Source organism: Serratia sp. ME47, assembly GCF_903970925.1.
Classification (GTDB): domain Bacteria; phylum Pseudomonadota; class Gammaproteobacteria; order Enterobacterales; family Enterobacteriaceae; genus Serratia; species Serratia ureilytica.
Genome location: NZ_CAJCKE010000001.1, coordinates 330,789 through 355,338, shown reverse-complemented (window position 1 = coordinate 355,338; position 24,550 = coordinate 330,789). Strand labels below are relative to the sequence as shown.

At 57.7% G+C, this 24,550-nt stretch carries 22 protein-coding genes; 14 read left to right on the top strand and 8 right to left on the bottom strand.

All coding sequences use genetic code 11. The annotated features are described in order from the left end of the window. Positions 1-24: 24 nt before the first annotated feature. The 5 genes from H7A77_RS01815 to H7A77_RS01795 all read right to left on the bottom strand — a co-directional run bounded on the left by H7A77_RS01815 (position 25) and on the right by H7A77_RS01795 (position 8,135). Positions 25-1,092: a pentapeptide repeat-containing protein gene (locus H7A77_RS01815; RefSeq protein ID WP_182073745.1), complete on the bottom strand. Its 1,068-nt coding sequence runs from the start codon at positions 1,090-1,092 to the stop codon at positions 25-27. Continuing rightward, positions 1,089-3,620, bottom strand: coding sequence for a DUF2169 domain-containing protein (locus tag H7A77_RS01810; RefSeq protein WP_047025443.1), 2,532 nt, complete (start codon positions 3,618-3,620; stop codon positions 1,089-1,091). The genes H7A77_RS01815 and H7A77_RS01810 overlap by 4 nt, the downstream gene beginning before the upstream one ends. Positions 3,621-3,817: 197 nt before the next feature. Beyond that, positions 3,818-4,303 carry a hypothetical protein gene (locus H7A77_RS01805; protein ID WP_033650855.1) on the bottom strand — a complete coding sequence of 162 codons (486 nt, stop codon included), beginning with the start codon at positions 4,301-4,303 and terminating at the stop codon, positions 3,818-3,820. Positions 4,304-4,316: 13 nt separating this feature from the next. Then, positions 4,317-6,689 carry a type VI secretion system Vgr family protein gene (locus H7A77_RS01800; protein ID WP_223524880.1) on the bottom strand — a complete coding sequence of 791 codons (2,373 nt, stop codon included), beginning with the start codon at positions 6,687-6,689 and terminating at the stop codon, positions 4,317-4,319. A 513-nt stretch (positions 6,690-7,202) separates the two neighbouring features. Then, positions 7,203-8,135 carry a LysR family transcriptional regulator gene (locus tag H7A77_RS01795; RefSeq protein WP_147838072.1) on the bottom strand — a complete coding sequence of 311 codons (933 nt, stop codon included), beginning with the start codon at positions 8,133-8,135 and terminating at the stop codon, positions 7,203-7,205. A 97-nt stretch (positions 8,136-8,232) separates the two neighbouring features. On the opposite strand from H7A77_RS01795, the gene pcp reads away from it, so the two are divergent. Further along, positions 8,233-8,880: a pyroglutamyl-peptidase I gene (gene pcp / locus H7A77_RS01790; RefSeq protein WP_033644303.1), complete on the top strand. Its 648-nt coding sequence runs from the start codon at positions 8,233-8,235 to the stop codon at positions 8,878-8,880. 35 nt (positions 8,881-8,915) lie between these two features. Here the strand turns inward: pcp and H7A77_RS01785 are convergent, their stop codons facing one another. The 3 genes from H7A77_RS01785 to ydgT form a co-directional block, all read right to left on the bottom strand. Beyond that, a complete protein-coding gene (locus H7A77_RS01785; RefSeq protein WP_033650857.1) occupies positions 8,916-9,947 on the bottom strand; it encodes an NADP-dependent oxidoreductase in 1,032 nt (343 codons plus the stop codon). Positions 9,948-10,032: 85 nt separating this feature from the next. Next, on the bottom strand, positions 10,033-10,452 hold the full coding sequence (gene uspC, locus H7A77_RS01780; protein WP_047025445.1) for a universal stress protein UspC: 420 nt from the start codon (positions 10,450-10,452) through the stop codon (positions 10,033-10,035). A gap of 197 nt (positions 10,453-10,649) precedes the next feature. Next, positions 10,650-10,865 (bottom strand): transcription modulator YdgT, encoded by a 216-nt coding sequence (ydgT, locus tag H7A77_RS01775; RefSeq protein WP_004934895.1) that lies wholly within the window; start codon positions 10,863-10,865, stop codon positions 10,650-10,652. Between the two features lie 279 nt (positions 10,866-11,144). Here ydgT and H7A77_RS01770 point away from each other — a divergent pair, with 279 nt between their 5' ends. The 13 genes from H7A77_RS01770 (at position 11,145) to cheZ (ending at position 24,469) form a co-directional block, all read left to right on the top strand. Continuing rightward, complete coding sequence (locus H7A77_RS01770) at positions 11,145-11,393, top strand: hypothetical protein (RefSeq protein WP_164057361.1); 249 nt, start codon at positions 11,145-11,147, stop codon at positions 11,391-11,393. 829 nt (positions 11,394-12,222) lie between these two features. Then, a complete protein-coding gene (gene flhD / locus H7A77_RS01765) occupies positions 12,223-12,573 on the top strand; it encodes a flagellar transcriptional regulator FlhD (protein WP_033643537.1) in 351 nt (116 codons plus the stop codon). Continuing rightward, positions 12,573-13,157: a flagellar transcriptional regulator FlhC gene (gene flhC, locus H7A77_RS01760; protein WP_182073744.1), complete on the top strand. Its 585-nt coding sequence runs from the start codon at positions 12,573-12,575 to the stop codon at positions 13,155-13,157. Before flhD ends, flhC begins: the two co-directional genes overlap by 1 nt. 145 nt (positions 13,158-13,302) lie before the next feature. Continuing rightward, the gene (gene motA, locus H7A77_RS01755) at positions 13,303-14,193 is read left to right on the top strand and encodes a flagellar motor stator protein MotA (RefSeq protein ID WP_015378266.1); all 891 of its coding nucleotides are present in this window, start codon (positions 13,303-13,305) and stop codon (positions 14,191-14,193) included. Continuing rightward, positions 14,190-15,254 (top strand): flagellar motor protein MotB, encoded by a 1,065-nt coding sequence (gene motB / locus H7A77_RS01750; RefSeq protein ID WP_033643536.1) that lies wholly within the window; start codon positions 14,190-14,192, stop codon positions 15,252-15,254. Before motA ends, motB begins: the two co-directional genes overlap by 4 nt. Next, positions 15,251-17,272 (top strand): chemotaxis protein CheA, encoded by a 2,022-nt coding sequence (gene cheA, locus H7A77_RS01745; protein WP_147838070.1) that lies wholly within the window; start codon positions 15,251-15,253, stop codon positions 17,270-17,272. The genes motB and cheA overlap by 4 nt, the downstream gene beginning before the upstream one ends. A 32-nt stretch (positions 17,273-17,304) precedes the next feature. Next, positions 17,305-17,805 carry a chemotaxis protein CheW gene (gene cheW, locus H7A77_RS01740; protein WP_025303271.1) on the top strand — a complete coding sequence of 167 codons (501 nt, stop codon included), beginning with the start codon at positions 17,305-17,307 and terminating at the stop codon, positions 17,803-17,805. 195 nt (positions 17,806-18,000) lie between these two features. Then, complete coding sequence (gene tsr / locus H7A77_RS01735) at positions 18,001-19,671, top strand: methyl-accepting chemotaxis protein (protein WP_033643534.1); 1,671 nt, start codon at positions 18,001-18,003, stop codon at positions 19,669-19,671. A gap of 75 nt (positions 19,672-19,746) precedes the next feature. After that, the gene (locus tag H7A77_RS01730; RefSeq protein WP_182073743.1) at positions 19,747-21,363 is read left to right on the top strand and encodes a methyl-accepting chemotaxis protein; all 1,617 of its coding nucleotides are present in this window, start codon (positions 19,747-19,749) and stop codon (positions 21,361-21,363) included. A gap of 37 nt (positions 21,364-21,400) precedes the next feature. Beyond that, positions 21,401-22,273, top strand: coding sequence for a protein-glutamate O-methyltransferase CheR (gene cheR, locus H7A77_RS01725; RefSeq protein ID WP_025159837.1), 873 nt, complete (start codon positions 21,401-21,403; stop codon positions 22,271-22,273). Beyond that, positions 22,273-23,322 carry a chemotaxis response regulator protein-glutamate methylesterase gene (locus tag H7A77_RS01720; protein WP_033643532.1) on the top strand — a complete coding sequence of 350 codons (1,050 nt, stop codon included), beginning with the start codon at positions 22,273-22,275 and terminating at the stop codon, positions 23,320-23,322. Before cheR ends, H7A77_RS01720 begins: the two co-directional genes overlap by 1 nt. 102 nt (positions 23,323-23,424) lie before the next feature. Then, positions 23,425-23,814, top strand: coding sequence for a chemotaxis response regulator CheY (gene cheY / locus H7A77_RS01715; RefSeq protein WP_004934862.1), 390 nt, complete (start codon positions 23,425-23,427; stop codon positions 23,812-23,814). 10 nt (positions 23,815-23,824) lie between these two features. Further along, positions 23,825-24,469 (top strand): protein phosphatase CheZ, encoded by a 645-nt coding sequence (gene cheZ, locus H7A77_RS01710; RefSeq protein WP_004934858.1) that lies wholly within the window; start codon positions 23,825-23,827, stop codon positions 24,467-24,469. The last annotated feature ends 81 nt before the right edge of the window (positions 24,470-24,550 follow it).

Genomic DNA, 24,550 nt, shown 5'->3' with positions numbered 1-24,550 from the left:
CCCCTCGTGAAGTGGTCAATACGTTCAAATGCGGCTTTGGCGCTGTGCGCTCCAGATTTCGGCGGCGTACAGCTCTTCGTCGCGCTCGAGAATGCCGCTGCGGTCGCCCCAGCGCGTTTGCTGCTGGTGGGCGCGGTGCATGCGGGTGCGCATGAAGCGCGCACGCCGGAAATCGGCGGCGCCGATGTCGGCATAACAAAAATCGGCGTAGGTCAGGTCGCTGTCGCTGAAATCACAGCGCGCCGCGCGGCTGTGCTGGAACACGCCCTGATACAGACGCGCCTGGTTGAAGTTGGTGGCGTCCAGCGTCGCTTCGCTGAAAATCGCCTGATCGAACTGCCCGCTGCGGCACTGCGCCTGAGTCAGGTTGGCCTCCAGCCACAGCGACTGCTGCGCCTGCACGCCCGTCAGGTTGGCGCGCCGCAGCGAAGCGCCCTTGAAGTTGCTTTGGCGCAGCGTCGCCTGGCTGAAGTCGACGTCGTCCAATTGGTTATCGGTAAACTGGCAGGCGATCAGGCGCTGCCCGGCGTAACTTTTGCCGCGATGGTCGCATTCGAAAAACGTGACGCGGTCGAACGAACAGCCTTTTAAATCAGTACTACGAAGGTCAAGACGAAAGAAGGTGACAAGTGACAACTGACTTTGAGCCAGGTTAACCTGCTGTAATGCCGTTTCGTAAAAGGTCACGCGATCCTGGATTGACGCGCCAAAATCACCGCATTCGAGTGGGCAGCGCATAAATTGCGTTTGGTCGAGCACGGCCTGCTTGAAACTGGCATCGTTAAGCCGACATTCATTGAAAATGCTTTGTTCCAGCCGGCACTCTGTGAAGTCGGCCCCCGCCAGGGCGCACTGATTGAAGGTGGTCTGATGCAAGGTTTGCCGGGCGAAACAGCACCGATCCAGGCAGCATTCACTGAAGGTGGTCTCCTGCAGATTGCATCCGCTGAAATCTATACCTTGCAGATTGACTCGTGAAAAAATTACGCCGGACAGGTCCCAACCGCGCAGATCCAAATGGCTGATGTCACATTCCTGCAGAGGTTCACCGCGCTCTATTTGCTGCCGAACGCTTTCTGCTTCAAGCGTCATAATTTCTCCTGAACGGTGCGAGGCAGCGTTTTTGTTTGTCGGGTATAAGCACCATCAATTTTTGTTGAGCCGTCAATCCGCGATTGCGACAGGTCGGCGCGGAACAAATTAGCGCCGCGTAAATCGGCGCCGCTGAACAGGCTTTTTTGCATCACTGCACTGACAAAACTGGCGTTAGTCAGATCGGCGTTGCTGAAGTCGCAGCGGATGAACAAGCTGCCATTGCCGTTCGCTTTCTGCAGGTTGGCGGCAGTGAGCTGGGCCTCGGAGAAGTCGCTGTTATCAATCCGTGCAAGACGAAAACAGGCCTGATGCAGCGGTAACTGACGCAAATTGCATTGCTTGAGCGTCGCTTCGCTGAAGTTCGCTCTGGGCATCGCGCTCTGTGCGACAAAAGAGCATGTTTGCAGTCTGGCCCCCTGAAATGAGCAGCCTTCCGCACGGGTTTCGACCAACGAACAGGTATCAAGCCGAGCATGACTGAAGTCGAACCCTTCGAGTTGGCAGCGAATGAACGTCACTTTCTCCAGCTTGGCTTGATGAAATTTCAGCTGGCTCAATGTCAAAGCCATCATCGTGATGACGCAGAGCGTGGCCTGGGAGAAATTGCATTGCGTCATAAAAGTGCGGTATCCCGCCAACTGCTCCAGTCTGCTTCCCGTGAAATTGCAGTTTTTGAACAGCGTTTCCTGAATATTGGTTTCCACCAGGGTTGCATGAGAAAAGTCAGCGTTCTCACAGTGAGCCAACGCCAGGGAGGCGTGATTCAGGTTAGCCCCTTGCAGGCGGGCGCCGGTGAAGTCTGCACGCGCCAACATCGCTTGTTCAAAATTAGCATGGTCGAGACGGCAACCGCTGAAATTGGCGTTTTCCAGCAGACAACGGCTGAAGTCTGCACCGGTGAGATCCAAACCGGAAAGATCGGCGCCGGTCAGATCGATACCGCTAAAGTTTTTATCGCCGCGTTGGGTGGCCATCGCGCGGTTACGTATGATCGTCGCTAAGTCGCCACTCAGCCGCAGCGCAGGGCCTTGTGATTGTGCGGTCATCAGGTAGGCCTGATACAGCGCTTGTTCCTGTTCTTCCAGGCGGCGACGATCGGCGGGATCGCTATGTTGGTAGAGCAGATCCCGCATCTGCTGGAAATTTTCATGCCCGCTGCTTGACGGCGGCGCCTCGACGACGCTTTGCGGATCAACCCCCTGGGCCCGCAGTTCGTCATACAGAGCCTGTTGTCTTTGCTCAGCCTCCTGTTCAAGACGCTCGACATAGTCGGGCAACTCATCCAATGCGGGGCGTTCCGTCGGGGGAAGTGCTTCATCGATGTCCTGACCTTCCGAGAGTCGGCGATCGCGATAGTGTTGTTGCAGGTGTTGCTGATAACGAGTGAGGTTGCGCACCGCCGGGCTTTCTTCTGTCGTTTGCTTCGTATCCAACCAGGGGCCGATGGCCGATTCAGGCACCAGCTCTTTTTCGCGAAAGGCGAATAAACCGCCTTTCTCGGTATCGCTGCGTTGGCGCAATACCTTGCGATAATGATTGGCTGAGCGAGCGGCACCGGACAGTTCTAACGCCGGCATAAGGTGCAGAACGTCAGCGGCGTCGTCTTCGTCAATACGTACGCTGCCGTGATAAATCAACAACATCTGTTGGCGATGCGGAAAGAACCAGACTGTCGTGTGCCGCATGGCGATTTCTTCGATCTCGGGTTCGCCGTGTCGCAGCCGGTTGATAAAGCAGCGGGCTATCCACGTTGGTAGCTGTCCTTGTTGGCAGGGGATCTGCGGATGCATGTTCCAAATACGATAGGTGGCGCCGCTCGGAAGTGCATCACGCTGCGGCCATTGCTGATCGTGATCCGCCATATTAAACAGGCGCCAATCAGTATCGCTGGCCAGCCCTGGGAACTCATTTTGCAGCCAGTTGGCGTCGTATTTTTTGCCGATGCGGCTGAAACGGCGTGGCCAATTGATGTCCAACGCGTCAAAGCTGACGGGGAGCGCAGTCTGGCGCGGCGAGCTCAGTCGATTGTGCAGCGGTTCGATATTGGGGAGGGGACAGCGAGAACCCCGTGGAAGTGTTTCTGGGTTAGCGCCAAGGCCGTGCGGGTTTTCAACCCATTGCGGGCCGCCGAAAGCGCGGCTCCAATCCAGACGCATTTCATCAAAGGGGAGTGGGGATGAGGGGCGATCATTGATCCAGTGACGATCGCCGAAGACCACCAGCGTTTTCTCCAGCGTATCCAACTGGATTTTAACCGCACAAGCGGTTTTATCAGCTTGATGATGGGTATAGGCGTAGCCGGTGGCAAGAAATTCTGCACAGGCTTTAGGAAAGGCGAGATCGAGCACGCCGCCGCTCAAGGTCAGCTCTTCGCTGGCGAGTTGCCATAGTTCAGGCTCGGGGCGCAGACGTGGGGACGCCCCCATGTCGGCTAACGCCAAAACGGAAACGCCCAGATAATTTTCCCCCTGCCAACGGTAGGGGCGATGAAGCGTGCTCAGACGCAAAGGTTTTACGACTTTCATTGTGTGTGCAAGGCTTCCGGTAGATACCTGCGGGCAACATGTTGCGCCGCACAAAAACAATCCCGTTTTTCGCTTTATTGGATATCAGGCAAAGTCACATCAGATGAAAATATTCACCCGCGGTTGGATTCAGGGGAAGGTAACGCTCCCCAAATAAAAACGACGAGTAAGATAAAAATGCAAGTGATTATAAATAGTTATATAGATAGCCCTTTGCGAACCAGCAGGACTGTCGCTACGGACAGCGCGGCAGCGATTGCCTTGGCTGCAAATTGCACCGCGCTCTCCAGGTGATAGGGGGCGAAGAAACCTACTGCGGCGGATGCCAACACCAGCAACGCGGCGAGCAAAGCGAAGCATCCAAGCTCTCCCATCAGGGACAGCGCGCCGCCGGGAGTGGTGACGCCCAAGTACACCATCAGGAAACCGGGAAGGATTAGGAAACCGATCAACTCTGCAGGGTAATTCACCGCCGACATCACGTACTGGTTGTATTTAAGGAGCGCTAGCATCAGCACGACAAAGATGAGCAGACGTGCAGGGAAAGACAGAGGTTTATTTGCCGGCAAAATATTTTTGCAAATCGCGGCGATCAGCACGCCACCCACCAAAATGCCGAACAGGGTAAAGACGATTTTACCCCAGAGACTGTCCTGTGTCGCAAAGTCAATAAACGAACCCATCGTGACGCTTTCCTTATGAAATAGATGTCAGGATCGCAATCGCGAGCCTAATGGAACAATAAGTCATTTTCAGATCGTTGAAATCGGCTTCCGGACCTTTCTTATACAAGATGAACTGAGGTTCGAACTTCACTACTGCTGCGGTTTTAACATCGACGGTCAGCCCGCCGGTAATGGAGAATGCCGCGCCAGTCTTGATGCCGACATCCAACCACTTGGTCCAGGTCATGTTCTTGGGGCGGATGATAATGTGCTCGCTGTCGCTTTTTACCGTCACCTTGTTGCCGTGGATGTAAATATCCGATCCACTGGGGCCTTCGCCATCGACAGTGGCGATCTTAATCTTCGATGCTTTCTGCACGTAGTCTGTGGCGGTGGTGACGGTTAATTTATTCTGAGAGCGCGTTTCTTCGCCGCTGACGGTGGAGGTCAGGTTGCCGGTGATATCGAGGCTCTTGTTGCCGCCCGCCAATTTGGTGCTCTGGTTTCCGCTGGTAATCTCCAGCTTCTTATCGCCGGTTTCGATTTTCGTGGACTGGCCATATTGCTCGATGGTGGTGTCTTGGCCTTGCTTAATCAGTTGGGTCTGCTTGTTTTCAATCGTATGGTGGCGATTGCCCTTCAGCAGAATGGTTTGATCGCCGGTGATGTTGACGTTATCGCCGCCGTCGTGAATGGTGAATTTACGCCCGGCTTTGATCCCCACCTGTTGCCCACTGTTAAAAGTGGCGGTTTCAGGTCCTGTCACGGTGGTATTACGCATTGATCCGAAGAGGAAAGTTGCATTGCCGATAACCTGATGGTCTTGGGTCTTGCCGATGCGGGTGAAACGACTGCCGTCAATATTGACGTTCTTGTCGTTTTCCACCGTCATGTTCATGTTGCGTTCGGCGTGCATGTCGAAAGATTCGTTGCCGGGCGAGTCTTCCAGGAACAGGAAGCTGGCGTTGTCGACGCCGCCGCCTTTGCTGCGGCTCATAAAGCCCATTTTGGTGGCGTCGCCGGGCAGATCCCAAGGCGGCATGCTGTCTTCGTTGTAAACGCGGCCGGTGATGATGGGGCGATCCGGATCGCCGTTGATAAAGTCGACCACCACTTCCTCACCCACGCGCGGGATTTGGATCCCGCCGTATTTCCAGCCGGCCCAGGCGCTGGAGACGCGCACCCAGCAGGAGCTGGTTTCATTGCCGCTGCCGTGGCGATCCCAACGGAACTTGAGTTTCACCCGGCCATATTTATCGGTCCAGATGCTTTCGCCTTCCGGGCCAACCACTTCGGCGGTTTGCGGGCCATGGGTTTTCGGCCAGGGTGTGGTGCGCGCCGGGCGCCAGTTGATGTCCGCCGGCACCACCTGAAATTCGGTATGTTGCTCGCCAACGTCGTTATCGTTGCTGGCGTAGCTGTTTTCCTGCATGAAGTAACGCGCGCTGACCACCAGATAGGCGCGGTTGTCTTCCATGCGCGGCGCCTGGATCAGCTGAAAACGGTAGCCGGGCGCAATGCCCTGCGAACTGCCTTCGCCGCTCATCTGCTCATGCTGCGCTTCGAACTCCTGTTGGCGCACCTTGACATAAAACTGGCCGTGGGCGTGATCGGTATAACGCCCGGGCCAGTCGAACACCTCGGCTTTGTCCTGTGCGAACGAGGCGGGATTCTGCCGGGCCTCCAGCAACCGTGCGCGCGGTTTACGAAAATCGTAGTCATCCAGGCTGTACAGGCTGGGCGTGATGGCGTCCGAGACGCTCCAGCTGTTGATGCTGTCCTTGTTTTCCACCAGACCGCCTTCCGCGAGCTGATAGGGGATGCTGGCATAGCCGGCGAGTTCCTGATGCGCCGCCGGCGCGTCGGCCAGCACCAGCGTATGGCCGTCCTGCTGGTGCGTGAAATAGTAATAGATGCCTTCATGTTCCATCAGACGACTGATGAAATCGAAATCGCTCTCCTGGTACTGCACGCAGTACCCCCAGATGCGGTAGTCGTAACTCAGACGGTTATCGATCTTCACCTGATACTGCCCCAGCACCTGGGTCAGGATGTCGGGAACGGTCTTTTCCTGATAGATGCGAAAATCGCGGTTTTGCGTCAGGTACCACAGCGTGGGGCGCAGCACGGCGCGGTAGATATAGTAGCGGTTGCCGCCGGCTTCTCGTCCGGAGAGGGTCATACGCGTGATATTGCCGTTGAGATAACGCGGGGCCATCGGGTTGCCCCGCAGCTCCAGCGTGATTTTTTGTCCCAGCAGCGATTTCAGATCGAGGCGATTGTCAGGGCTGAGCAGCTCGACGTCGAACTCGAACAGCCCGGCCAGTCTTTCCTCACCGGAAAGGCTTCTGAACAACAGCTGATGGGCGGGCAAAGGCGTGTGCGCAATGATAAGGCGATCCATACTATATCCCCGGTTTAGGCATAGCTACCGCACGAGATTTGACGCGCGATCCCGATGGCGTATCTGTCACGAATTGAGACAGGGGCTGACGAAAGATTTAACAAAGTTTACACAAAGGCACGATTTGTGCAGTCTACAATAGAGCTCTGCATTTGCAAAATAGCCTTGTGGATCAATGCTCAATTCGTTAACTCGCTCACGATCTGCTTTTTTATTATCTAAAACATATAGATACAAGCAGATCTTTTTTTATCCCAAATTATTGGGAAAATGGTAATACCAAATAATAAATCTGTAACACTTAAGTCAACGTGTTTATAAAACAACTCTTTTTTTCCGTGAAAAAAGTCACTGAGTATTTTTTATCCTTACCATTCGTTAGTTAAAGATGATCAAATATATAAATTTACCGAATGTTAATTCGGATGATTCCTATTTGGCCTGCGTGAAAAGCCCGCGGTGCGGGCCTCCGACGGTGAGTCTGAATGGTTGATAAAGCAGCAATTGATGCGGTTAGCGCGGAAGGGGATCGAGGGAAAGTCGGCTTATCAGGTCACAGAGCCAGATTAAGGCCGGGTCGCGTTGCGCCTGTCGGCCGGCGATCAGCTCAATGGGGAAAGGCGCGATGGCCAACTCCTCAGGCAGCGGGAGAATGCGTACGCGTTGCGGATCGGAAAAACGCCGGGCCACGCTGGCGGCCAGGGTGGCGATCAGATCGCTGTCGGCGACCACCGCCGGCAGGGCGACAATGTGTGAAAAGGTCACGGCGACGCGCCGCTGGCCGCCGATTTCCGCCAGACAGCGGTCGACCAAGCCTCTGGCAGAGCCGTCGTCAGCCGGCGCGTACAGCCCGTGCGGCAGGCTGAGGTAGCGGGCCAGATCCCAGCGGCCATCCGCCAATTGCGGGTGTGAACGGCTGGCGATACAGACCAGATGCTCTTCAAACAACGTGCGCACATAGTGACTTTCCGCCCCGGAAAGATGCCCTCCCAGCGCGACATCCACCTCCCCGCTATCCAACTGACGGTAAATATTGCGGCGATCCAGACGCGAAACGCGAATATCGATGCCGGGTGCCGCCTGACGCAAACGGCTGATGATGGCGGGCAGCAGCAAGATATCGGCATAGTCGCCGGCGGCCAGCGTAAAACGCCGTTGCCCGGCGGTGGCCGGATCGAAACGAGCAGGGGGCGCCAGCGCGAGATGGATTTGCTCAAGCACCCGCTGTATCTGCGGCATAAGCTGGTGGGCGCGCGGCGTGGGCGCCATGCCGCCGCCGCTGCGGACAAACAGCGGATCGTTGAGCAGAATGCGCAGTCGCGCCAATGCATTGCTGACGGAAGGTTGCGCGCGGTTAAGACGCCGGCCCGCGGCGGTGACGTTACGAGTCTGATACAGCGCTTCAAACACCACCAGTAAATTGAGATCGACGTTGGCTAAATTCATTTTATGAATACTCTATATACAGATAATCCATTTCCAGAATCTTACAGCGTTCCCTAGGCTGGTAGCACACGTATTTAGCCTTCAATCAGGGGAAATGATGAACAAAGTGTTAATCACCGGCATTGAGCCGTTCGAGGGTGACGCGGTGAACCCTTCCTGGCAGGTCGCGCAGGCATTGGCCGGAGAGCGTATCGCCGGCGCGGAGATCGCGGTGCTCGAGTTGCCGTGCGTATTGGGCGTGGCCAACCAGCAGCTGATCGCGGCGATTGAGGCATTGCAGCCGCTGGCGGTGATCTGTCTGGGGCTGGCCGGCGGCCGAGCCGAAATATCCCTGGAACGGGTAGCCATCAATTTGATCGATGCCCGCATTCCCGACAATGCCGGTAAACAGCCGATTGATGTGCCGGTGGTTGCCGGCGGGCCGGTGGGCTATTTCAGTACGCTGCCCGTCAAGGCCGCGGTGCAGCAACTGCGCCGGCAGGGGATCCCGGCGGGCGTTTCTTACACGGCGGGCACCTATAACTGCAACCATATTTTTTATGGTCTGCGTCACTATCTGGAGACGCGGCATTCGCGGGCCAGGGGCGGATTCGTGCACATTCCGTACAGCCATGAACTGGCGGCGGCGCATCCGGGCAAGCCGAGTATGGCGCTGGCGACGATGGTGGAAGCGGTGCGCACTCTCGTGCAGGTGACGCTCACGGTAGAGGAAGATGTGCAATTCGGCGACGGTGCCGTGCATTGACAAGCAGGGCGTGGCGCGCCACGCCCTGATGCGCGTTATTCGTCAGCGACGCGGATCACCAGTTTGCCGAAGTTTTTGCCCTGCAGCAGGCCGATAAAGGCCTGCGGCGCCTGCTCCAGCCCATCGACGATGTCCTCGCGGAACTTGATCTTTCCTTGCTCGACCCAGCTGCTCATCTGTTGCAGGAATTCATCAAAGCGTGAACCGTAATCGTCGAAGATGATAAAGCCCTGCATACGGATGCGTTTACGCAAGATCAGCCCTTCCAGCAACGGTAAGCGGTCCGGCCCGGCGGGTAACCCGGTGGCATTGTAATGGGCGATGATGCCGCAGACCGGAATGCGCGCTTTGGCGTTCAACAGCGGCAACACGGCGTCGAATACGGCGCCGCCGACGTTCTCATAATAGATGTCGATGCCCTGCGGACAGGCGGCGGCCAGCTGTTCGGCAAAGTCGGGGGCACGGTGATCGATACAGGCGTCGAAACCCAACTCTTCCACCACATAGCGGCATTTGTCCGCACCGCCGGCAACGCCGACGACGCGGCAGCCTTTCAGTTTGCCGATTTGGCCGACCACTGAACCGACCGCGCCGCTGGCGGCGGCGACCACCAGCGTTTCACCCGCCTGCGGTTGGCCGATATCGAGCAACCCCATGTAAGCGGTAAAACCGGGCATGCCCAGCACGCCGAGCAGGCGGGAAGGGTGCGGCAAGTGTGGGCCGAGATTGCGCAGGCCGCTGCCGTCGGACAGCGCGTAATCCTGCCAACCGTCATAGCCCAATACCCAATCGCCGACGTTGAAATCGGGATGCTGTGAGGCCGCCACGCGAGAGACCGTTCCGCCCACCATGACCTGACCGATCTCCACCGGCGGCGCGTAGGAGGGAGCATCGCTCATGCGTCCGCGCATATAAGGATCCAACGACAGATATACGGTACGCAGCAGCAGCTGGCCGGCCTCGGGTTGCGGCACGGCGACCGTGTCGAGGCGGAAATTCGCCGCTGTCGGTTCGCCGTGCGGACGCGAGGCCAGCAGAAAGCGGCGGTTCTGTTGAGAAGGGGACATCGAAAGCTCCTTTGTGTTGCGACAAACAAGGTTCGTTAAGCCTAGTCCAGGGGCGCCAAGGCAACGTTACCGAATGTGCTTAGCCTCAGAGCGGAACGATCAGCACGTCGATATGGCTGATGTTGATGAAGCGGGCGGCGGAACAGGAGACTTTGTTCATCATGCTGTCGCGGTGATTGCCGCAGAGCAGCAGGTCGAACGGCTGACGGCGGCTGGCGAATTCCAGGCTGTCGCCAAGCTCGCCATGCACGATAAGGGTATCGGCGATCGGGTAGCCGGCGCGTTGGCGCAGTTCCTCCATAAACAGCCGGGTTTCCTCTTCCATCAGCGTGCGCAAATCGGCCAGCATCGGCCCGGCGAAATTATTGTATATTTCCGGATTGGCGAGGGTGCTTAACAGGGTGATGTTGCCACCGTAGGGGCGGACGATAGAGACGGCCTTTTCCACCAGACGATGGCTGTCAGGCGCGACGGCGACGGTAACCAGAACGTTTTGATACCCCATATTCCACTCCTTGTTGCATCCGTCGTGTTTCAGGCTGCCGCGTCGGGGCCTTGGATGAAATGCTGCGCTCGGATAAAGGGTAGAACCTGGCGGGGGGAATAAATGTGTTTCGCATCACGCGCGGCAATAAAAGCTGAGTTTGCTCCGGTTATATAGCAATAAAAGATAAAACCGTTGCCGCACGTAATTTCACTGAATTAAAGCACCTGCGCCCACAGCGTTTTCGGCACCTTGCCCAGATCGAACAATTTACCGGCAACCAGCTCGGCGCGACGGTGGTCGGCAGCGCGGTACATATTGCTCATTTCTGTATCGTTTTCAATGGAATAGTTCAGTTTGTCGTACACCTTCTCCAGGCTGTCCAAAGAGGAGCATTTACGGAATGTCAGCAGATATTCGAGCGTATCGGTCATGATTAAAATATAGCCTGTTAATAGTTAAAGCCGGGTGAATAACACATAGCGGCTCACGGCGACGCCGTCGAGGCAGCGATGTACGACCTGACAAAAATCATTTCAAGTGAATAAATTGCACTGGGTAATAATGTGACGCTGCCCGTGGCGGCGCTGGGATAAATCATAATATGCAAGTGCGGCATCAGCAATCTCATCCTGCTGATAAATGAAGAAATAGGGAAAGTCTCAGGGCGATGCTTCACGAACGAGAAGCTTAAGCGTCGACGTTTCCGCTGCGTGCAAGCGCGCGAAGCCGCGCTCGCTCTCCTTTGGCGGCGTTTTTTTCACCTGTCCGGAGGGCGGTCGCAGCACGAGGCGATGTATGTTGCCGCTGTCGGCATTGAAACTGCGCCTGTTTGGTCTGCGCGATTATGGCAAGTAAAACAAAACTGCGTTTTATTTTATTGCAATGAAACGATGGGGCGCGGGAATTTTAATAACGTCTGGAACGGCGTGGTAATTAATGCGCCGGCAAAAAAGAAATAAAAAAACGCTAAAGCTTTAGGATGTGCTGCCGATATGTCGTTTTGGGGCAATTTAACGTTAAAAAACCATTCTTGCGCCGCGCTAATACGGAAACATATCGTTACGTCTATTGGCTTGTTCACTACGCCAGCGAATCATTGATAAGCCATAATCACCTGATGTTGAAAATTAGAACAACCCTCTGCGGAGGGTTTAAGTCAAATCCGATAGCTAATAACCTTATAGTTTACATTGGTTATTTTTCACCTCGGATATTTTTTAGCGGCTCAAATGGTTATTTATACTAAGATTGTTGCCTATATGCAGATTTTTGTTCTGTTATTTTGGTTTGGTGATGGTTTTGTTCGAATTGATCTAAAAAAGATAATTTTTTGGCTGATAAACATTGTTTTTAAGACGTTTTTTTACCTAAGGCGATTTTGTGAGCAAAATGCGGGTCATAAAATGTGCGAATTTAGGGGTATTTGGCTTAATTATTTTTTATTTTTGTGATCTATGTCACATTGTATTTAAAATTGCCTCTCACTTACATTGTGTGTGCTAATGGTTCGGGGGTAGAGTTGCGCTGCTTTAGGAATAATCTTATTAAATTTGTAAAAATAGTTTCATGGTGACTAAACACTATCGAAGCAGAATGCTGTACATCCATACACGTTGGTTTACGCTCGTAGCAAATACTGAACAGTGGTCGAATTTAGCGATTGGCGAAAATTATAGCAGTCGTTTTTGAGAGATTAATTTGCCAACTTTGGGAAACAACCCAGGTCACGGGCGATAAAATTTATCACCCAGCGTATGTTTTTAAACATAGTCTGTCGGGATGGGGAATATGGGTACGTCTGAATTACTTAAGCATATTTATGACATCAATTTGTCATATTTACTTTTAGCACAGCGTTTGATCAACGATGAAAAAGCGTCCGCGATGTTCCGCCTTGGTATTGATGAGACCATGGCCGATGCGTTGGCGCAGCTGACTTTGCCGCAAATGGTCAAACTGGCCGAGACCAACCAGCTGGTTTGCCACTTCCGCTTTAACGATCACCAGACCATCGAACGCCTGACCAAAGAGTCGCGCGTCGACGATCTGCAACAAATCCATACCGGCATTTTGCTATCAAGCCATTTACTGCAAGAGCTATCGAGTAAAGACGCTAGCCCGACGAAGAAAAGAGCCTGATGATGGTTGAGAAAAGCATTGTTCAAGAAGCCAAGGACATTCAGCTCGCCATGGAGCTGATTTCGCTGGGGGCCCGTTTGCAGATGCTGGAGAGTGAAACCCAGCTCAGCCGCGGGCGCTTGATTAAACTTTACAAGGAGTTGCGCGGCAGCCCGCCGCCAAAAGGAATGTTGCCGTTCTCAACCGACTGGTTTATGACCTGGGAACAGAATATTCATTCCTCGATGTTTTATAACGCTTACCTGTTTCTGATGAAAAGCGGACAGTGCAGCGGGGTGGAAGCGGTGATCAAAGCCTATCGCCTCTACCTGGAGCAGTGCCCGCAGCAGGCCGGCGAGGCGCCGTTGCTGGCGTTGACCCGCGCCTGGACGCTGGTGCGCTTCGCCGACAGCGGCATGTTGCAGCTCTCCGCCTGCAGCTGCTGCGGCGGCGCATTTATCACCCACGCGCACCAGCCGCTGAACGGTTTCATCTGCAGTTTATGCCAACCCCCATCCCGCGCCGTAAAAAGACGTAAACTTTCGCCGCAACTGGCCGATATTATTCCTCAACTGCTGGACGAGCAGGTCAAACGCGCCATTTGAGCCGCCACGTTGCCGGCTCTCGGCAATGAATACCGACGTGTGATACGCAGGGGCGGCATGCCGCCCCCAGACATGCAGCCTGGTCTGTCGCGCCAGGGCGCGTTTGCCCCACCTTCCATCCACATTGTTAATTTAAGGAATGCGTGTGCTAGTTATTTTGGGTTATCTCGTGGTATTGGGTGCGGTGTTTGGCGGCTACCTGATCGTGGGCGGTCATCTCGGTGCGCTCTATCAGCCGGCGGAGTTTCTGATTATCGGCGGGGCGGGGGTCGGCGCTTTCATCGTCGGCAACAACGGCAAGGCGATCAAAGCGACGCTGCGCGCCCTGCCGCGCCTGATGCGCCGTTCCAAATACAACAAAGATCTGTATATGGATCTGATGGCGTTGCTGTTCCGTCTGCTGGCCAAATCGCGTCAGCAGGGCATGCTGTCGCTCGAGTTCGATATCGATAATCCGCAAGAAAGTGAAATTTTCTCTAATTATCCGCGCATCCTTGCCGATAACACCCTGGTGGAGTTCATTACCGACTATTTACGGCTGATGGTGAGCGGCAATATGAATGCGTTCGAGATCGAAGCGCTGATGGACGAAGAGATCGAAACCTACGAGCAGGAAAGCGAAGTGCCCGCCGGCAGTCTGGCGATGGTGGGCGACTCCTTGCCGGCGTTCGGCATCGTCGCGGCGGTGATGGGGGTGGTGCACGCCCTGGCTTCGGCTGACCGTCCGGCCGCTGAACTGGGCGCGCTGATCGCTAACGCCATGGTCGGTACTTTCCTCGGCATTTTGCTGGCCTACGGCTTCATCTCGCCGCTGGCGACGTTGCTGCGTCAGAAGAGCGCCGAAAACGTCAAGATGATGCAGTGCATCAAAGTCACGCTGTTGTCGAGCCTGAACGGTTACGCGCCGCAGATCGCGGTCGAGTTCGGCCGTAAAACGCTGTATACCACCGAACGTCCTTCTTTCGTTGAGCTGGAAGAACACGTGCGCCGCGTGAAAGCGCCGGCGCAGCAGGCGACGGAAGAAGAAGAAGCATGAAACAGAATCATCCGGTCGTTTTGGTCAGAAAGCGCAAGTCGCATCATGCCGCCCATCACGGCGGCTCCTGGAAGATCGCTTATGCCGACTTTATGACGGCGATGATGGCGTTCTTCCTGGTGATGTGGCTGCTGGCGATCGCCAGCCCGCAGGAGCTGACGCAAATCGCCGAATACTTCCGCACGCCGCTCAAGGTTGCCCTGACCAGCGGCGACAAGAGCAGTTCCGAAAGCAGCCCCATTCCTGGCGGCGGCGACGATCCAACGCAACAGCATGGCCTGGTGAAAAAACAGGTCGATTCGCCGGACTCGCGCGCCGAAGAGCTGCGCCTGAACAAGCTGCGTGAAAAGCTGGATGAGTTGATTGAGTCCGATCCGCGCCTGAAGGCGCTGCGTCCACATCTGTTGATCAACATGATGGACGAAGGGCTGCGCATCCAGATTATCGATAGCCAGAACCGGCCGATGTTCAAAACCGGCAGCGCGCAGGTCGAGAGCTACATGCGCGATATTCTGCGCGCGATAGCGCCGATCCTTAACGACTTGCCGAACAAAATCAGCCTGTCCGGCCACACCGATGACATCCCTTACGCCACCGGCGAACGCGGCTACAGCAACTGGGAACTGTCGGCCGATCGCGCCAACGCGTCGCGTCGCGAGCTGATCGCCGGCGGCCTGGCGGAAGGCAAAGTGCTGCGGGTGGTAGGCATGGCGGCCACCATGAGCCTGAAACAGCATGGCGCCGATGATGCGATTAACCGCCGCATCACCGTACTGGTGTTGAACAAGCAAACGCAAGAGGGCATCGAGCACGAAAATGCCGAAAGCAACGCGCTGGATATTGCCCAGCCGGACAGCCTGAAGCAGCTGGCGCCGTCGGCGACCGCGCCAGCCAGCCAAACGCCGGAATCCTCGACGACAGCCCCGGAACCCGCGGCGCCAACGCCGAACGCTCCACCGCAGGCGTCCCCGGCGATAGCCCCGGCCGACCAGGCGCCGGAACCACCGGCGGCCGCACCCGCACCGACTAACCGCGACTCACAGCCAGAGGTGACCCCGTGAGCATGGACATTAGCGATTTTTATCAGACCTTCTTTGATGAGGCGGACGAGTTGCTGGCCGACATGGAGCAACACCTGCTGGAGCTGGATCCGCTGGCCCCCGATATCGAGCCGTTGAACGCCATCTTCCGCGCGGCGCATTCGATCAAGGGCGGCGCGGCAACCTTTGGTTTTTCGGTGCTGCAGGAAACCACCCACCTGCTGGAGAACCTGCTGGACGGTGCAAGACGCCAGGAAATGAGCCTGAGCACCGAGATTATCAACCTGTTTCTGGAAACCAAAGACATTATGCAGGAGCAACTGGACGCCTATAAAACCTCGCAACAGCCTGACGCTGAAAGCTTTGAATACATTTGCCAGGCGCTGCGTCAGCTGGCGTTGGAAGCGCAACAGCAGCAGGAGGCGCCTGCGGCTCAACCCGCCGTTCAGCAGCCGGTCGCTCAGCCATCGGCCGCGCCGGCGGCGATCGAAGGCGGCATGCGCATCAGCCTGAACGGGCTGAAAGCCAGTGAAATCCCCTTGATGTTGGAAGAGCTGGGCAACCTCGGCGAAGTTAAAGACCCGCATCAGACGGAACACAGCCTCGACGTGACGTTGCTCACCTCCGCCAGCGAAGACGACATCAGCGCCGTGCTGTGCTTCGTGCTGGAACCGGAACAAATCAGCTTCTCGACGCCGACGCGAAGCGCGCCGGCCGTCGCGGAGGCGAACTTGCCGGAGACGGTCGCTGCGCCGGAACCGGCGCCAGCGCCGATCGCCAGCGCTGCGCTGCCTGCCGCCAAACCGGCGGCCGCAGCGGCGGAAGCGCCGAAAGCGCGCGCCAAGGCGAGCGAATCCACCAGCATTCGCGTAGCGGTGGAAAAGGTGGATCAGCTGATCAACCTGGTGGGCGAGCTGGTGATCACCCAGTCGATGCTGGCGCAACGTTCCGGCACGCTGGATCCAGTGAACCACGGCGATCTGCTGAACAGCATGAGCCAGCTGGAGCGTAACGCACGCGATCTCCAGGAGTCGGTGATGTCGATCCGCATGATGCCGATGGAATACGTCTTCAGCCGCTACCCGCGTCTGGTGCGCGATCTGGCCGGCAAGCTGAACAAACAGGTGGAGCTGACGCTGCAGGGCAGCTCAACCGAACTGGATAAGAGCCTGATCGAACGGATTATCGACCCGTTGACGCACCTGGTGCGCAACAGCCTCGATCACGGTATCGAAGAGCCGGCCACCCGCATCGCCGCCGGCAAGTCGGCGGTGGGCAATCTGGTGCTGTCGGCCGAACACCAGGGTGGCAACATCTGTATTGAGGTCATCGACGACGGCGCCGGTCTGAACCGCGAAAAAATTCTCGCCAAGGCCGCTTCGCAAGGGCTGGCGGTGAGCGACAGCATGAGCGACGAAGAGGTCGGCATGCTGATCTTCGCGCCGGGCTTCTCCACCGCCGAGCAGGTGACCGACGTTTCCGGCCGCGGCGTCGGCATGGACGTGGTGAAAAGAAATATTCAGGAGATGGGCGGCCACGTCGAGATCCGTTCGCAGGCCGGTAAAGGCACCACCATCCGCATTCTGCTGCCGTTGACGCTGGCGATCCTCGACGGCATGTCTGTCAAAGTGAACGACGAAGTCTTTATTCTGCCGCTGAACGCGGTGATGGAATCGCTGCAGCCGCAGGCGGAAGACTTGCACCCGCTGGCCGGCGGCGAACGCGTGCTGCAGGTGCGCGGCGAATACCTGCCGCTGGTGGAACTGTATCGGGTATTCGAAGTGGAAGGCGCCAAAACCGACGCCACCCAGGGCATTGTGGTGATCCTGCAAAGCGCCGGCCGCCGCTATGCGTTGCTGGTGGATCAGCTGATTGGCCAGCATCAGGTGGTGGTGAAGAATCTGGAAAGCAACTACCGCAAAGTGCCGGGCATTTCCGCCGCGACCATTTTGGGCGACGGCAGCGTGGCCTTGATCGTCGATGTCTCGGCGTTGCAAACCTTGAACCGTGAAAAGCGTCTGACGGACGCCGCCGCATAATAATGAGTTTATTGATTTAAAAGGTGAATGATATGGCAGGATTGGCAGCCGTCAGCAAATTGGCTGGCGAAACGGTAGGGCAAGAGTTTCTGATTTTTACCCTGGGCAACGAGGAGTACGGCATCGACATCCTCAAGGTGCAGGAAATTCGCGGCTACGATCAGGTGACCCGCATCGCCAACACCCCGGCGTTCATCAAGGGCGTCACTAACCTGCGCGGCGTGATTGTTCCCATCATCGATCTGCGGGTGAAATTCTCCCAGCAGAGCGTTTCCTACGATGAGAACACCGTGGTGATCGTGTTGAACTTTGGCCAGCGCGTGGTGGGCATCGTGGTTGACGGCGTCTCCGACGTGCTGTCATTGACCGCCGAGCAGATCCGTCCGGCGCCGGAGTTCGCGGTGACCCTGGCGACCGAATACCTCACCGGCCTCGGTTCGCTGGGCGAGCGCATGTTGATCCTGGTGGATATCGAAAAGCTGCTGAGCAGCGAAGAGATGTCGCTGGTCGACAGCGTGGCGAAAAGCGTCTGATCCAAGACTCAAGGGGGCAGGGCGCTGCCCCCTTCAACCTTCACGTTCCCTGACCTGTCGCGATGCCGCCCGCCGCGCCCGGAACCCCCACTAAAAATAGTTACTTTCCCGCATAAAGTTTTGCCGCGCTGCGCCGATAACTCTCACATTCAACGTCATCAGAGCCTGTCTGCGCGGGCTTCAACAAGGGAAATCATGTTAAATCGTATGAAGGTGGTCACCAGCCTGTTGCTGGTGTTGGTGCTGTTTGGCGCCTTGCAGTTGATTTCGGGCGGACTCTTTTTCTCCTCGCTGAAAAGCGATAAGGAAAACTTTACCGTCCTGCAAACTATTCGTCAGCAGCAGCTGCAGCTGAGCGAAAGCCGCGTTGACCTGCTGCAGGCGCGCAACTCCCTGAACCGTGCCGGTATTCGCTACATGATGGATACCAACAAGATCGGCAGCGGCGCCACCATTGATGAACTGCTGGCCAAGGCGAAGGAAGAGCTGGGTGAAGCGGAAAGACACTACGCCGCGTACGAGAAAATCCCTCAGGACCCGCGTCAGGATCCTCAGGCGGCGGAACGCCTCAAGCATCAGTACGATGTGCTGTACGGCGCGCTCTCCGAGCTGATCCAACTGCTGGGCGAAGGCAAAATCAACGCGTTCTTCGATCAACCTACGCAGAGTTACCAGGACAACTTTGAGCAGAGCTACAACGTTTACCTGGAGCAAAACGGCAAGCTGTACCAAATCGCGGTCGACGGCAGCAACAGCTCCTACAACTCGGCCATCTGGACGCTGATCGTGATCCTGGTGGTGGTGCTGGCGGTGATCGTACTGGTCTGGACCGGTATCCATCACATCCTGGTGCGTCCGCTGAACCGCATGATCGAGCACATCAAACAGATCGCCGCCGGCGACCTGACTCAGCAGATCGTCGTCAACAGCCGCAACGAAATGGGTGTGCTGGCGGCCAGCCTGAAACACATGCAAGGCGAACTGATTGAAACCGTCAGCGGCGTGCGCCAGGGCGCAGACGCCATCTACAGCGGCGCGTCCGAAATCGCCGCGGGCAACAACGATCTCTCTTCCCGCACCGAGCAGCAGGCCGCATCGCTGGAAGAGACCGCCGCCAGCATGGAACAGCTGACCGCGACGGTGAAACAGAACGCCGAAAACGCGCGTCAGGCTTCACAGCTGGCGCTGAGCGCCTCTGAAACCGCGCAGAAAGGCGGCAAGGTCGTGGCTAACGTGGTGCAGACCATGCATGACATCGCCGGCAGCTCGCAGAAGATCGCCGATATCACCGGCGTGATCGACGGCATTGCCTTCCAGACCAACATCCTGGCGCTGAACGCCGCGGTGGAAGCGGCGCGCGCCGGCGAACAGGGCCGTGGCTTCGCGGTGGTGGCCGGTGAAGTGCGTAACCTGGCGCAGCGCAGCGCACAGGCGGCGAAAGAGATCAAAGGCCTGATCGAAGATTCGGTCAGCCGCGTCGATATGGGTTCCGTGCTGGTCGAGAGCGCCGGGGAAACCATGGGCGACATCGTCAACGCCGTCACCCGCGTGACCGACATCATGGGCGAAATCGCCTCGGCGTCGGACGAGCAGAGCCGCGGCATCGATCAGGTTGGCCAGGCGGTGGCGGAAATGGACCGCGTCACCCAGCAGAACGCCTCGTTGGTGGAAGAGTCCGCCTCGGCGGCGGCGGCGCTGGAAGAACAGGCCAGCATGCTGACCCAGTCGGTAGCGGTATTCCGTCTGAGGCAGGAAGGCCAGGAAGAATTTAAAGCGCCTGTCACCAGCAAGGCGACGGTAACACCGGTAATCAATCATAAGAAAATGAACGCCAGCGATCTGCAGGATAACTGGGAAACGTTCTGACCGATATCGGGCCTCTCTCGCAGAGGCCCTTTTCCCTACGTAGGCCGGTCGCCGGCCGGCTGCAAGGAGGTTCAAGTGTTTAACCGAATCCGTATCTCTACCAGCTTATTCCTGTTGTTGATGACCTTCTGCGTTCTGCAGTTGGCCAGCAGCGGCCTGTCGTATTCCGCGTTTCGCTCCGATAACCACAACCTCGACATCATCACCCTCGGCAGCCAGCAGCGCGATTCGCTCAGCCTGAGCTGGGTGTCGCTGTTGCAGGCGCGCAATACGCTGAACCGCGCCGGCACCCGCGCGGCGCTGAAACTGCCGCAGGAGCAGGTGAACGAGCTGATGAGCAACGCCCGCAGTTCGCTGCAGAAGGCCGATCTCTATTTCAATCAGTTTATGGCGGTTGAACGCAGCAGTGAACAGCAGAACCAGCAGACGGCCACCACCAAGGCCAGCTACGAGCGGCTGCGCGGCGCGCTGCGCGAGCTGATCGGCTTCCTGGAAAAGGGCGAGCTGCAGGCGTTTATGGATCAGCCGACGCAGAAAACCCAGGACCTGTTCGAGGCCGACTTCGTGCAGTACCTGCAGTTGGTGAACGGTGACATCAGCGAGGCCAGAGACGCTAATCAGTTCTCCTTCACGCTGGCGGGCCTGATGCTGGCGGGGGCGGTATTGATGCTGATCGTGGTGACCGGCAGCGCCATGTGGTGGTTGCGCAACATGCTGATACAGCCGCTGAACCAAATCCGCAGCCACTTTGAACGCATCGCCGCCGGCGATCTGGCGACGCCGATTCAGGTGTACGGCCGTAATGAAATCAGCATGCTGTTCGCCAGCCTGCAACGCACGCAGCAGTCGCTGATCGGCACCGTCGGCGCGGTGCGCGACGGGGCGGAGTCGATTCTGATCGGCCTGCAGGAGATCGCCGAAGGCAACAACGATCTCTCTTCCCGCACCGAGCAGCAGGCCGCGTCGCTGGAAGAAACCGCCGCCAGCATGGAACAGCTGACCGCGACGGTGAAACAGAACGCCGACAATGCGCGGCAGGCGTCTCAGCTGGCGCGTGATGCCTCGGCCACCGCGGCCAAGGGCGGCGAACTGGCCGGTGACGTCGTCACCACCATGCACGATATCGCCAACAGTTCGCAGAAAATCGGCGCCATCACCAGCGTGATCGACGGCATCGCCTTCCAGACCAACATTCTGGCGCTCAATGCGGCGGTGGAAGCGGCGCGCGCCGGCGAACAGGGGCGGGGTTTCGCCGTGGTGGCCGGTGAAGTGCGCAATCTGGCGAGCCGCAGTGCGCAGGCGGCGAAAGAGATCAAGGTGCTGATCGACGAATCGGTCAGCCGCGTCAAACACGGCTCGGTGCTGGTGGAAAACTCCGGCGCCACCATGCAGGACATTGTGCGTTCGGTAACTCGCGTGACCGACATCATGGGCGAGATCGCGTCGGCTTCGGATGAACAAAGCCGCGGCATCGAACAGGTGACGCAGGCGGTGACCCAGATGGACCAGGTTACCCAGCAGAACGCCGCGCTGGTGGAAGAGTCCGCTTCTGCCGCCACCGCGCTGGAAGAGCAGGCCATTACCCTGGCCGACGCGGTCGCGGTATTCCGTCTGGCGGACGATAACGTCGTCGCGCCAGGTAACAGCAACAACGCAGTTTCACCCGTGGTAAAGGAAGCCCAAGATTGTTAAACCGCATAAACAGCACGTTTTTCTCCGGTGAGGCGGCATGAAACAGGCGCCGTCTACTTCTAACCGGGATACTGCGTCGATGTTGACGCAAATGGTGCAGCGCCTGCCGCTGTCGGACGTGCATTTTCGCCGTATCAGCCAGTTGATTTATCAACGCGCCGGCATCGTGCTGGCGGAGCATAAGCGCGAGATGGTTTACAACCGCCTGGTGCGCCGGTTGCGGCTGCTGGGATTGCACGATTTCGGCGACTATCTGGCGCTGCTGGAAAGCGATCCGAACAGCGCGGAGTGGCAGGCGTTCATCAACGCATTGACCACCAACCTGACGGCATTTTTCCGCGAGGCGCATCACTTCCCGATCCTGGCGGAGCATGCGCGCTCGCGGCCGAACGGCTACAGCGTCTGGAGCACTGCGGCCTCGACCGGCGAAGAGCCGTATTCGATCGCCATCACGCTGAGCGATGCCCTGGGGCAGCGGGCCGGCAGTTGCCAGGTCTGGGCCAGCGACATCGACACGCAGGTGTTGGAAAAAGCGGAAGCGGGCGTTTACCGCCAGGAAGATCTGCGCACCCTGACGCCGACCCAAATGCAGCGCTATTTTTTGCGCGGCACCGGGCCGCATCAGGGGCTGGTGCGCGTGCGGCCGGAACTGGCGGCGCGGGTGAACTTCCAGCCGTTGAACCTGCTGGCGCCGGAATGGGCGCTGCCGGGGCAATTTGACGCCATTTTTTGCCGCAACGTCATGATCTATTTCGATAAGGCGACGCAGGAGCGCATCCTGCGCCGCTTCGTTCCCTTGCTTAAGCCGGGGGGGCTGATGTTCGCCGGCCACTCCGAGAACTTCAGCCAGATCAGCCGGGATTTCTACTTGCGTGGGCAGACCGTGTATGGGCTGACCAAGGAGAGGTAATGAGTAAAATCAGAGTGTTATGCGTAGACGATTCGGCACTGATGCGTCAGCTGATGACGGAAATCGTGAACGGCCACCCCGACATGGAAATGGTGGCGACCGCGCCGGATCCGCTGGTGGCGCGCGATCTGATCAAAAAATTTAATCCTCAGGTGCTGACGCTGGACGTCGAGATGCCACGCATGGACGGGCTGGATTTCCTCGAGAAGCTGATGCGCCTGCGGCCGATGCCGGTAGTGATGGTTTCTTCGCTGACCGGTAAAGGCTCGGAGATCACGCTGCGTGCGCTGGAGCTGGGCGCGGTGGATTTCGTCACCAAACCGCAGCTCGGCATTCGCGAGGGCATGTTGGCCTACAGCGAACTGATCGCCGAGAAGATCCGCACCGCCGCCAGAGCGCGCCTGCCGCAGCGATCCAGCAGCCCGGCGCCGGCGATCCTCAGCCATGCGCCGCTGCTGAGCAGTGAAAAACTGATCGCCATCGGCGCTTCCACCGGCGGCACCGAAGCGATCCGCCAGGTGCTGCAGCCGCTGCCGGCCACCAGTCCGGCGCTGCTGATCACCCAGCACATGCCGCCGGGTTTCACCCGTTCGTTCGCCGAACGGCTGAACAAGCTGTGCCAGATCACGGTGAAAGAAGCGGAGGACGGCGAGCGCGTACTGCCGGGCCATGCTTACATCGCCCCGGGGGATCGCCACCTGGAGCTGGCGCGCAGCGGCGCCAACTATCAGGTGAAGCTGCATGACGGTCCGGCGGTCAACCGCCATCGTCCGTCGGTCGACGTGCTGTTCCGCTCGGTAGCGCAATATGCCGGCCGCAATGCGGTGGGGGTGATCCTCACCGGCATGGGGAACGACGGGGCGGCGGGAATGCTGGAGATGCACCGCGCCGGGGCTTATACCCTGGCGCAGAACGAGGCGAGCTGTGTGGTGTTCGGCATGCCGCGCGAGGCGATCGCCGGCGGCGGCGTCAGCGAAGTGGTCGAGTTGGACAGGATGAGCCAGCGAATGCTGGCGCAGATTTCCGGCGGCCAGGCATTGCGCATTTGATTTCAGTCCGCAGGGTTTGCCCGGCGGCGATATGACCTACGGTCGCCGCGCGGCGGCCTGCGGTTTTGCATCATTAAACGGTTAACTATTTCAGGAGTAACAATGGCAGACAAGAACCTCAGATTTCTGGTTGTGGACGACTTCTCCACCATGCGCCGCATCGTCAGAAATTTGCTGAAAGAGCTGGGCTTCAACAACGTCGAAGAAGCTGAAGATGGCGCAGATGCGCTGAACAAGCTGCGCGCCGGCGGTTTCGACTTCGTGGTGTCCGACTGGAACATGCCGAACATGGACGGGCTCGAACTGTTGCAGACCATCCGCGCCGATAGCGCGCTGGCCGCGATGCCGGTGCTGATGGTGACGGCGGAAGCCAAGAAAGAAAATATCATCGCGGCGGCGCAGGCCGGCGCCAGCGGTTATGTGGTGAAACCTTTTACGGCGGCGACGCTGGAAGAAAAGCTCAACAAGATTTTTGAAAAATTGGGCATGTAAGGAGAGGGCGATGAGAGACATTCCAATGCCTGCCAGCGATGCAGCGACCGCGGGAGAGATCATCTCCCGCATCGGCCAACTGACCCGAATGCTGCGCGACAGCATGCGCGAACTGGGGCTCGATCAGGCGATAGCCCAGGCGGCAGAGGCGATCCCGGATGCGCGCGACCGTCTTGACTATGTCGTAACCATGACGGCGCAGGCGGCGGAACGGGCGTTGAACTGCGTGGAGGCGGCGCAACCGCGCCAGGCGGAGCTGGAGTCCGGCGCCAACGCGTTGAAAGGGCGCTGGGACGAGTGGTTCGCCAATCCCATCGAACTGGACGACGCGCGTTCTCTGGTCAACGACACGCGTCAGTATCTGGATCAGGTGCCGGGCCATACGGCCTTCACCAACGCTCAGCTGCTGGAAATCATGATGGCGCAGGACTTCCAGGATCTGACCGGTCAGGTTATCAAGCGCATGATGGACGTGGTGCAGGAGATCGAAAAGCAGCTGCTGATGGTGCTGATGGAAAACATGCCGGAGCAGCCGGTGAAGGAAAAACGGCCGAACGACAGCCTGCTGAACGGCCCGCAGCTCGACCAGAACGGCGTCGGCGTGATCGCCAATCAGGCGCAGGTCGACGATCTGCTCGACAGCCTCGGTTTCTGAAGCCTTTCGGGGCGCGCGACGGCGCGCCCCGACAACAAGCCACGCAGTTTTCGTCTCATCCCCTAAATAACCCGCCTTTTT

Coding starts and splice junctions, on each gene's coding strand:
- H7A77_RS01815 (WP_182073745.1), bottom strand. CDS start 1,092: ATGACGCTTGAAGCAGAAAGCGTTCGGCAGCAAATAGAGCGCGGTGAA.
- H7A77_RS01810 (WP_047025443.1), bottom strand. CDS start 3,620: ATGAAAGTCGTAAAACCTTTGCGTCTGAGCACGCTTCATCGCCCCTAC.
- H7A77_RS01805 (WP_033650855.1), bottom strand. CDS start 4,303: ATGGGTTCGTTTATTGACTTTGCGACACAGGACAGTCTCTGGGGTAAA.
- H7A77_RS01800 (WP_223524880.1), bottom strand. CDS start 6,689: ATGGATCGCCTTATCATTGCGCACACGCCTTTGCCCGCCCATCAGCTG.
- H7A77_RS01795 (WP_147838072.1), bottom strand. CDS start 8,135: ATGAATTTAGCCAACGTCGATCTCAATTTACTGGTGGTGTTTGAAGCG.
- pcp (WP_033644303.1), top strand. CDS start 8,233: ATGAACAAAGTGTTAATCACCGGCATTGAGCCGTTCGAGGGTGACGCG.
- H7A77_RS01785 (WP_033650857.1), bottom strand. CDS start 9,947: ATGTCCCCTTCTCAACAGAACCGCCGCTTTCTGCTGGCCTCGCGTCCG.
- uspC (WP_047025445.1), bottom strand. CDS start 10,452: ATGGGGTATCAAAACGTTCTGGTTACCGTCGCCGTCGCGCCTGACAGC.
- ydgT (WP_004934895.1), bottom strand. CDS start 10,865: ATGACCGATACGCTCGAATATCTGCTGACATTCCGTAAATGCTCCTCT.
- flhD (WP_033643537.1), top strand. CDS start 12,223: ATGGGTACGTCTGAATTACTTAAGCATATTTATGACATCAATTTGTCA.
- flhC (WP_182073744.1), top strand. CDS start 12,573: ATGATGGTTGAGAAAAGCATTGTTCAAGAAGCCAAGGACATTCAGCTC.
- motB (WP_033643536.1), top strand. CDS start 14,190: ATGAAACAGAATCATCCGGTCGTTTTGGTCAGAAAGCGCAAGTCGCAT.
- cheW (WP_025303271.1), top strand. CDS start 17,305: ATGGCAGGATTGGCAGCCGTCAGCAAATTGGCTGGCGAAACGGTAGGG.
- tsr (WP_033643534.1), top strand. CDS start 18,001: ATGTTAAATCGTATGAAGGTGGTCACCAGCCTGTTGCTGGTGTTGGTG.
- cheR (WP_025159837.1), top strand. CDS start 21,401: ATGAAACAGGCGCCGTCTACTTCTAACCGGGATACTGCGTCGATGTTG.
- H7A77_RS01720 (WP_033643532.1), top strand. CDS start 22,273: ATGAGTAAAATCAGAGTGTTATGCGTAGACGATTCGGCACTGATGCGT.
- cheY (WP_004934862.1), top strand. CDS start 23,425: ATGGCAGACAAGAACCTCAGATTTCTGGTTGTGGACGACTTCTCCACC.
- cheZ (WP_004934858.1), top strand. CDS start 23,825: ATGAGAGACATTCCAATGCCTGCCAGCGATGCAGCGACCGCGGGAGAG.